General features: G+C 67.4%; 8 protein-coding genes. All 8 read left to right on the top strand.

The features are described 5' to 3' along the window. The first annotated feature begins 111 nt into the window (after positions 1-111). On the top strand, positions 112-438 hold the full coding sequence (locus tag ACIQG9_RS29715) for a hypothetical protein (protein WP_400408544.1): 327 nt from the start codon (positions 112-114) through the stop codon (positions 436-438). Positions 439-861: 423 nt separating this feature from the next. After that, the gene (locus tag ACIQG9_RS29720) at positions 862-1,137 is read left to right on the top strand and encodes a hypothetical protein (RefSeq protein ID WP_400408546.1); all 276 of its coding nucleotides are present in this window, start codon (positions 862-864) and stop codon (positions 1,135-1,137) included. Beyond that, on the top strand, positions 1,137-1,376 hold the full coding sequence (locus tag ACIQG9_RS29725) for a hypothetical protein (protein WP_400408547.1): 240 nt from the start codon (positions 1,137-1,139) through the stop codon (positions 1,374-1,376). The genes ACIQG9_RS29720 and ACIQG9_RS29725 overlap by 1 nt, the downstream gene beginning before the upstream one ends. A gap of 382 nt (positions 1,377-1,758) precedes the next feature. Further along, a complete protein-coding gene (locus tag ACIQG9_RS29730; protein WP_400408553.1) occupies positions 1,759-2,847 on the top strand; it encodes an FtsK/SpoIIIE domain-containing protein in 1,089 nt (362 codons plus the stop codon). Positions 2,848-2,852: 5 nt separating this feature from the next. Beyond that, positions 2,853-3,728: a hypothetical protein gene (locus tag ACIQG9_RS29735; protein WP_400408554.1), complete on the top strand. Its 876-nt coding sequence runs from the start codon at positions 2,853-2,855 to the stop codon at positions 3,726-3,728. A 149-nt stretch (positions 3,729-3,877) separates the two neighbouring features. Next, entirely contained in the window at positions 3,878-5,173 is a 1,296-nt protein-coding gene (locus ACIQG9_RS29740) for a replication initiator (protein ID WP_400408548.1), read from the top strand. Continuing rightward, entirely contained in the window at positions 5,170-5,355 is a 186-nt protein-coding gene (locus ACIQG9_RS29745) for a helix-turn-helix transcriptional regulator (protein ID WP_400408550.1), read from the top strand. Before ACIQG9_RS29740 ends, ACIQG9_RS29745 begins: the two co-directional genes overlap by 4 nt. Position 5,356: 1 nt before the next feature. Beyond that, the gene (locus ACIQG9_RS29750; protein WP_400408552.1) at positions 5,357-6,595 is read left to right on the top strand and encodes a tyrosine-type recombinase/integrase; all 1,239 of its coding nucleotides are present in this window, start codon (positions 5,357-5,359) and stop codon (positions 6,593-6,595) included. Positions 6,596-6,688 lie beyond the last annotated feature (93 nt).

Below are 6,688 nucleotides of genomic sequence, written 5' to 3' on the forward strand. Positions count from 1 at the left end.
ATCCAAGCTGATCCGCTCTGTTACATCGGGCGGTAGGGTCGAGATCGGGCCTAAGTGCCCACCAAGCGTTCATGCGACACGGGCGTGAAGAGACGAAGGAGAGCAGTCCAGATGCGGAACATCCCTGTGAACCTGTCCGGCTACAAGCTGCGGGTGGTGGAGGAGCCGTCGATCAAGGCGGATCAGGACGGGAAGGTGATCACGGCGTACGGCACGAACGATCCGCTCTTCACGGTGGCGGTGTTCGCCAAGCCGGTGGCGACCGAGGACGGCTACCGGGGCAAGGGTGAGGAACTGAAGATCACGCTCTCGGCCGACCCGGGCACGGTCGAGGAGGGGGAACTGGTCGAGCTGATCGGGGCGACGGTGTCGCACTGGGAGCGGGACGGCCGGTCGGGTCTGACGTGGAAGGCGCAGGGCCTCAAGACCGCTCGGTGAGCGATTGGGCGCGTTCCTGATCTTCCGCCCCGCCCCTTTCGGTGGGTGACCCGTTCGAGTCGGGTCGGGGCACTTTGCCGGGGCACTGGTGCCGTTTCTCGGTTTCATCCTCGGCAGCTTGTTCATTGAGAATTCCACAGTGGATAGAACCTTGCCTGAAACAGGTTGATTTGCTATTCGAGAATTGAGGGGAGGTTGCTATGTCGGATTTCGAGTTGACGCTTATCGGATTGTTGATGCTGTCGATTGCGGTGAACGTCGGATTGATTCGTCGTGAGACGCGTCGGTGGCGTCGGGTGTGGCGTCTGACGGGCCGGGAGTAGCCGCCTGGTCGGTGGTTTCCATCCGCCCCCTGGACCACCTTTCCGGGGGTGGGTGGTGCCCACCGATCGTGTGGGTTCCGTGGCCAGGAAGGGGCTGTGCATGGATTTGGTGCCGGAGATGGTGAAGTCGTTGACCGGCAGGCGGCGGTATGAGGCGTTGGTGGGCAACGTGCAGGGCTTGGCGATGCTCCTGGACGGTGTGAACAGCCTGATCAAGTCGTGTGAACCTCCGCCGGGGACGCTGTACCAGTTCGCCGCCCGGATCGAGGACCTGGAGGACGCGCACCGGCAGGCGGTGGAGTCGCTTCGGGCGTTCCACCTGCGGGTCAAGACGTACGAGGCGGACCTGATCGCCAAGCCGTGGAAGGTGAGCTAATGGCGTCGTATCGGATCAGTGACACCTATGACGGCGTTGATCAGGCGATGCGGCTGCTTCGTAGGTCGATGAAGGGAATGCCGGAGCGGTACCGCTACATGAAGCACTACGACGAACTGCGTCGGGCGGTGGCGGTGCTGCTGATCCTCCTCGAAGAGGCCACGCCGTGGCTGGAGGAGACCGAGAAGGCGAAGCGGGCAACGACGCTCGCAAAGAAGATGCTCGAAGCGGTCCACTGACCGGCAATTGTTCGACGGAAAAGGCCCGGGTTGGTAATCCGATCCGGGCCTTTTCCATGCCTAAAACAGCGGCTATGAATTGCATACGAAATTGTGAAGGTAGGTGCGGGAGATGGGTAAGCGCCTTCAGGGTTGGGAATGGCGTGTGGCGGGGTGGGCTGCTCGGCACCCGGGGTTCGTGGCGGCTCCGGCTGCTCTGACCGCTGGGATGCTGGAGTTCGGACCGGCGACCACGGGCGGCGTGATGGCCGGTGCGGTCGCGGCCGGTGTGGGCTGGTACCGGGGTCACCCGGACTCCTGGGCGCTGGTGGCGGCCCCGAGGTTGCGGGCGGTGCGCCGCCGTTGGCTGTCCCGGGCCTACCTCGGCCCGTGGTGGGGCCGGGTGGTCGAGGCGTGCAACCTGGTGACGGTCCACCGGATGACGGGCGTGATCAACGTGCCCCGGATCATCCGTATCCGGTCGCACTCCCCGTCGACCGAGACGGTGTACGTGCGGCTGCTGCTCGGGCAGACGCCAAAGATGTGGGAGGAAGCCGCTGAGGCTCTGGCGGTCGCGCTACGGGCTGAGCGGGTGGGCGTCGAGCGGGTGCGTCCCCAGGTGATCGCGTTGGTCGTGCAGCGGTCGGAGCCGTTCACGCGACCGATCATCCCGCCGGACCTGCTGGCCGACTCCGACGCGGTGGACCTGTCGCGGGTCTACCTGGGTGAGACCGAGCACGGTTCGGACTGGTCCGCGCCGCTGATCGGGCAGCACTGGCTTATCGGCGGGGCCACCGGTTCGGGGAAGAACTCGGTGACGTGGATGGCGTTGCGGGCGTGCGCGCCGCTGATCCGTGACGGCCTGGTCCGCCTGCACGTGGTCAACCCCAAGGGCACCGAACTCAACGCCCTCCGGCCGGTGTCCCACCGGTACGCCGAGACCGACGGCGACATCGTGGACGTCATCCAGGGCTTCTGGACCACGATGCAGGAACGCAAGCGCACCTTGGCGGAGCAGGGCCGACGGACCTTCACCATGTCCCGGGACACCCCGCTAGACGTCCTGGTCCTCGATGAGCTGGGCGCGGTGACCGGCTACGGCGATCGGTCGCTGACGAAGGGCGCTCAGGCCGCGTTGCCGCTGATCCTGTCGCAGGCTCGCGCTCTGGGTGGCAGCGTGATCGGCGCGCTCCAGGAACCCACCAAGGACGTGATCCCGCAGCGTGACCTCTTCTCCCTGCGGGTGTGCCTGCGGGCCACCTCGGCCGGGCACGTCGACATGGTTCTCGGTGAGGACATGCGTCGCCGGGGCGCGCTGGCCGACGAGATTCCGAACGTGCCGGAGTCGGCCGGGATCGGCTTCGTCGTCAAGCAGCGTTCCCGTACCCCCGTGCGGGTCCGGGCCGCCTACTGCGACGACTCCGACATCGCCGAACTCGTCCGCGTCGCCGGCTGGCCGGTGTCCGAACTTGCCGCGACGGGGCAGCGGTGAACGACATGGGGCAGGGCGTCAAGCCGGCTCGTCCGCCTCGGCCGGTCCGCAGGCTGAGCAAGCGCTTGGATGTCGCGCGGCAGCTTCACGACCTGGAGCAAGACTCCGCGCTCGACATCGTGGACATCGAACGGCTGCGGGCGAGCGTGACCCGGTCGCTGTGGGTCTTCCTGGCGGTCGGGTCGGTGTTCACCACCACCGGCGTTCAAGACTTCCTCGCCGGGCACCTCACCCCGGCCGACCCGGTGTGGTGGGGCTGCTGGGGCGTCGAACCGTGCCTGGTCGGCATCCTCATCACGATCCTGCGATGGGAAGCCGCGATGATCGCCCGGAGCATCGACATCGACTCCCGGGCCGTCGACTGGCTCAAACGGTTCCTCCTCGGCTCCACGCTCGTGATGAACGTCGTGCCGGCGGTATGGCCCCGTGAAGGCTCGATCAGCGCGGGCATGCTCGCCGCGCACATCATGGTCCCGGTCCTGGTGTTCTTCCTCGCCGAAGTCATGCCCATCGTGCAGGCACGCTGCACCCAAGCACGGCGGGCCGTCGTCCTGATCAAGCCCGAGACCAGCGAGCCCGAACCCGCCATGTCAGCCCCGCCTGCGGTCGTCGAGGTCCCGGCCGTTCCGGTCACGCCGCAGACCCCTCCCACCCCTGTCCCGGTTGCCCCGACGCCGGCTCCGGCTGCGGCTGCTGTGGTGGAGCTGGATGGGCTGGGCATCCCGGTGGCGATGCAGGCACAGATCCGGCAGCTCGTCGCGGACTCCACCACACCCGTGACGGCCGTCGACGTCCAGCGCGCTACGCGCCTGCCGCTGCCGATCGCGGCCCGGGTGGTCGACCGGCTTACCCCGGTCGCCGCCAACGGCTACACGCACTGACCTTCTCCCGCTCGCTCTGGCCTGCCGTGCTCCCACAGACACCGGGGGCGCGGCAGGCCCGTCCCTGGAGGGATTCCATGTCATCACCACCCCGCGCACCTCAACGGGCGTACAACGGGCACGACGCAGAGGCGACGCTAACCCGGTGGATGAGGTCGCCGGCGTACAAGGAATGGCGGGCCGGCGTCGAGAGCGTCAAGGGCTGCCTCCAGCCGGTCCGCCTCGTCGGCAAATGGGAAGTCCGGCAGCTCGGTACCGGGGACCTGATCGCCGCCCGTCAGGGCAGGGTGTGGGCCTCCTGCGGCACCCGCCGGGCGGCGGTCTGCCCGACCTGCGCCGACCGGTACGCCGCCGACGCCTGGCACCTGATCCACGCGGGCATGTCCGGCGGCAAAGGCGTCCCCGACACGGTGGCCCGGTCTACGCGGCTGTTCGTCACCCTCACCGCCCCGTCGTTCGGCGCGGTGCACAACCGGCCCGGCAAGCGACCCTGCTCCTGCGGACGCTGGCACCCCGAGGGGTATCCGCTGCTGGGTAGCCCGCTCGACCCGAGCACCTACGACTACGCCGGGGCCGTGCTGTGGCAGGCACACAGCGGCCAACTCTGGCACCGGTTCACCATCGCGCTACGCCGCGCCGTGGCTGCCGCTGGTGGCCTCACCGTCCGGGCGTCCGGGGCACACCTGCGGATCTCCTACGCCAAGGTTGCCGAATATCAGCGGCGCGGCCTGGTCCACTTCCACGCCGTCATCCGCGCCGACGGACCCTCCGGCCCCGACTCGACACCTCCCGCCTGGCTCACCCCCGACGTGCTGACCGACGCGGTACGCACCGCGGCTTCGTCGGTCGAGCTGGGCGCCGCACGACCCGACGGAACCGCGCTGACCCTCCAATGGGGCAAGCAGGTCGACGTCAAGGACATCACCGCCACCGACATCGACGTCACCGACGACAACGACGACGGCGACCAGGTCGTCAACGACACCCGCCTTGCCGGCTACATCGCCAAGTACGCCACCAAGGGCACCGGGGCCACCGAAACCGGAGACCGGCGCATCCGCTCGCAGGCCCACATCGGTCTGCTGCGGGTGTCCGACCACCACCGGGCGATGATCCAAACCGCCTGGGACCTCGGCGGCCTCGACCAGTACGCCGATCTCAAGCTGCGCCACTGGGCGCACATGCTCGGCTTCCGAGGCCACTTCCTCACCAAGTCGCGCATCTACAGCACGACCTTCAAGCAGCTCCGGGCGGAGCGCCAGGCCCACCAGCTCCACACCGCGCTCACCGAAGCCGGCTTGCCCGAGGACACCGACGTCCTGGTCGTCAACGACTGGCAGATCCTCGGCATCGGCTACGACACCCCCGAACAACTCGAACTCGCCACCGCCATCGGTGACCGCATCCGCACGGCACGACAGCAAGCCAGAAAGGAACCCCGATGACCACCCCCACCGCCGAACGGCTCTGGAGCGTCACCGACGTGTCGGCGTTCCTCGGCATCCCCGTCGGCACCCTCTACCAGTGGCGACACCGCCGGATCGGCCCCCGCGCCTCCCGCGTCGGCCGGCACCTCCGATACGACCCCGCCGACGTCCGCGCCTGGGTCCATCAGAAGGCGGCCTGACATGCCCATCGATGACTTGTGGTACCTGACCAAGCGGGGGCCGGACAAGAAGCGGCTCCCGTCGAAGCGGCACGGTCGGGGCAAGCGGTGGCGGGTGCGCTACGCCGACGGCGCTGGTGAGCCTCGGGAACGGCTGTTCGAGCGCAAGGTCGACGCGGAAGCCTTCGACCTCGAATGCCGTTCGGGCGTTGCGGCCGAAGTGAAGGCCAAGCGTGAGACGGACCGACTGACCTTCGCCGAGTACGCGCAGCGGTGGCAGGACTCACGGCAGGCGGGATGGAGCGTCGAGACGCGGCGGCGTGTCCCGCAGAACCTTCGGAAACGGATTCTGCCGGCCTTCGGGGAACAGACCATTCGGTCGATCAACCTGACTGACGTGATGACCTGGCTCGGCAGCCTGCTCAACGAGGGCGTTGCCAAGTCCTCGATCGGCCTGTACTTCGGCGTGCTGAAGACGATTCTGAATGCCGCTGTGACCGACAAGGTGCTCTCCGAGAACCCTTGTGACGGCGTGAACCTTGCGCAGCTCCTGCGCGGGGTATCACGGGCACCAAAGTGGGTCCCGACTGAGGACCAGGTGCTCAAGCTCACCGAGGTTGTGCCCCGGCGATTCCGAGCGGCCATCTGGCTGGGAGCTGGTGAGGGCTTGCGTATCGGTGAGGTGCTGGGCATCGAGGATGGGCCACGGTGCTTCGACCCTGCTCGTGAGGAACTGCACGTCGTTCAGCAGTTGCGCCGTTCCGTTGACGACTTCGGCGGCTTCTACCTTGCGTCGCCGAAAAGCGGATCGGCGGGGACCGTCGACCTGGATGCTGTCGTCGCTGAGGAGTTGGCGACCCACCTCAGGGAGGTCGGCACGGTCGAGTTCGATCTTCCGGACATCACGGGCGGGAAGCGGCTGACTCGCCCGGCGGCTCTGCTGTTCACCACCTCGACCGGGAAGCTGATCACTGATCGGTACTGGTCTGAGCTGTGGGAGACCTGGCGGTCGGCTGCGGGTTGGCCCAAGGAAGGCACCTTCCACTCCCTGCGCCACTTCTTCGCCACGACGCTGATGAGCAACGGCGTCGAGCCGCAGGAGGTCCAGAAGGCGCTACGGCACGCCAGCCTACGGATCACGCTGGAGACCTACGTTCACTGGATGCCGAAGAAGGACCGGCGGCGTGGTCTGGTCGGGCAGCTCCTCCGGCCAGTGAAGAGCGATCCGCCGGCCGATCCGGCTGGTCAAGATCGATTCTAGGTTGTGCCCTGGTTGTGCCAAAGGATCTTGTCTGTATGTTCCCGCAGGTTACCGCCGCCCTGCATCGCTCAATCAGGGATTGCACGTACTAAT

Origin of the sequence: Micromonospora sp. NPDC092111 (genome assembly GCF_044755745.1) — a bacterium.
In the GTDB taxonomy this organism is placed as follows: Bacteria; Actinomycetota; Actinomycetes; order Mycobacteriales; family Micromonosporaceae; genus Micromonospora.